Here is a 2,305-nt window from a genome sequence, read left to right on the forward strand (position 1 = left end):
TCAACTGGATATCACCACTTCTCTGCCTGTTAATCCCATTGATAATTCTTTGTTTAATCGGTTCAGGGATAGAAGATTCTGAAACTTTATTTACAGGAACAGCATATAAATCTGAAGGATCACTCTCAATTTCTTTTACGGTGAAATCTACAACGTCTTCTAATTTGATATTATTTTCTTTGAGTAATTTTCTATCGAAATAAATCTGGTAATTGTCCACCGCATTAATTAATTTATCAACCCCGAATTTTTCTTTTAATTTAAGATTGACGTTTTTATCCATTCCGTCTCCGAAGAAACCTGTCGTAATTTTATGTTCCTGTAAGAATCCTACAGAATGGGCACCGCCATGATCTGCCGAAAGAAAAACAGTGTACTGTCCTTTTCCTACTTTGGAATCCAGATAACTGAAAAACTGGGCTAAATCTTTATCAAGTCGTAAATAAACATCTTCCACTTCGATGGAATTCGGACCAAATTTATGTCCTGCGTAATCCGTTGATGCCAAATTGATGGCTAACATATCCACAATATCGTCTCCTCCTAACTTTTCACCTTCTATTGCAGCTTCTGCTAATTTCAGCGTTAATGTATTTCCGAATGGCGTATAACGGATATTGTCTTTTTTAGCCTGATAATCTGCGGCTAAATTGCTGTAAGGAAAAGTAGGGGTTTTGGCACTTCCCAGCAATCCTTCCCATGAAGAATTATCAGGTGAACTTTCTGTATACTGATCGATCGGAAGCAAAGTATTCCAGCCGTTGGCAACCAATTTATCCGGTAAATCCTGAGAATTAAAGGTTTTTACCCACTGCGGAAGATCATTCATATACCAGGAACTTGTGATAAAGTCTCCTGTGGAATCATCAAACCAGAACGCTCCGTTCGGCGTATGTCCTGCCGGTAAAATAGAAGCTCTGTCTTTTAAAGAAACCCCGATTACTTTACCCTGAAAATTGGTTGCCAACCTAAGTTCATCGGTAACAGTGGTAGACCATAGATTTTTCGGAGAATGGCTTCCCACTTTTGCGTTAGCTGTTCCTACAGGCTTTACACTTTCATCTGTGGTACAATAAACATTTTGTCCGGTTTCTTTATCCATCCAGTCGTTTCCTGCGATCCCGTGAATTGCAGGAACGGAACCTGTGTAAATACACGTGTGTCCTAAAGCCGTAACAGTAGGAACATAATGGATATGAACATTATTTAAAGAATATCCTGTATTTAAAAGTCTTTTGAAACCGTCGTTTCCATATTTGTTATAAAAACGGTACAGATAATCCCATCTCATCTGGTCCACGACTAAACCTACTACGAGTTTTGGTCTTTCCAACTGAGAATTTTTGTTCTTCTGCGCATTGATTGTAAGTACGGACAAAAAAGCAGCCGCTGCAACCGAAATTTTCCTAAGCATCCCGTAAAATTTTTATTGTGGACAAATTTACGGGTTTTGAAAGTTTTGATGTGTGAAATTTTATTTAATTTTGATTAAATAACTATTACCTGACACTTAATGACGGAAGAAGAAATTCATCTTCATCAAAAATTCTTTGAAAACTGTGCGAAAGAATACAGAAATCTGGCAAAAGAGCTCATCTTCATGCTTGTTGAAATTAAAAAAATCAAACTCAACGAAGATTTTCCATTTCTCACGTTTAACAAATTGAAAGAAAACCCCAAATTAAGCCGTGGAAAGGTACAGGATTGGAATTTCTTTATACACGGTTATCACTGTCATTTCATCCACACAAAAACCAGACACGAAGTTGAAGCACCTTTTATGTTCGGAATGGATTTTAGTGATCTTGATCCTTATTTCTTTTTATTATTTATCGAAACAAATCCTTCCTACCAACCTCTTCCGTTCAACATTCGTGATAAATTTAAGGATGGTGAAAAAGTCTTAAAGATAATGCTTGAATTAGGTTTGTTTGAAAAAATCAATTCAAATATTGAAGAACATTCCGGAATTGCTGTAAAAGACAGAGAAAAAATCCAAATAAAACTCTATAATGAAGAAATGGATAAAATAGGGAATAAAACGAAATTTAACCTTCTGAAAATGTTCGGAATCAAAAGATTTTAATTAGTTTTGAAAGAACCACAAATATGTAAATATGTTTCGTAACAAAAACTTTTTAATCATGAAAATTTTCAGACCTTTTCTTTTTTCGATATCTCTGTTCTTATTCGGATGGCTGTTTATTAGCAATATTAACCTCATTAACGTTGCCGCAACGCTGAATAAAGCAGAAATCAATTCTGAAATCGGAAAGGTAAATGCATTCAGCAATATTGATCAGCT

The 2,305-nt window shown here is 35.5% G+C and carries 2 protein-coding genes; one reads left to right on the plus strand and one right to left on the minus strand.

Features of this window, described 5'->3' with window-relative positions:
- Positions 1-1,414, minus strand: a 1,414-nt coding sequence (pafA, locus tag WFK35_RS22295; protein WP_336734790.1) for an alkaline phosphatase PafA, incomplete at its 3' end; no start/stop codon positions are given.
- A 99-nt stretch (positions 1,415-1,513) separates the two neighbouring features.
- Here pafA and WFK35_RS22300 point away from each other — a divergent pair.
- Positions 1,514-2,086 carry a DUF6896 domain-containing protein gene (locus WFK35_RS22300; protein WP_336734792.1) on the plus strand — a complete coding sequence of 191 codons (573 nt, stop codon included), beginning with the start codon at positions 1,514-1,516 and terminating at the stop codon, positions 2,084-2,086.
- Positions 2,087-2,305 lie beyond the last annotated feature (219 nt).

Source organism: Chryseobacterium sp. VD8, assembly GCF_037149975.1.
Lineage (GTDB): Bacteria > Bacteroidota > Bacteroidia > Flavobacteriales > Weeksellaceae > Chryseobacterium > Chryseobacterium indicum.

Excerpts from the sequence above, each read along its gene's own strand:
- WFK35_RS22300 (WP_336734792.1), top strand. The coding sequence starts at position 1,514 with ATGACGGAAGAAGAAATTCATCTTCATCAAAAATTCTTTGAAAACTGT.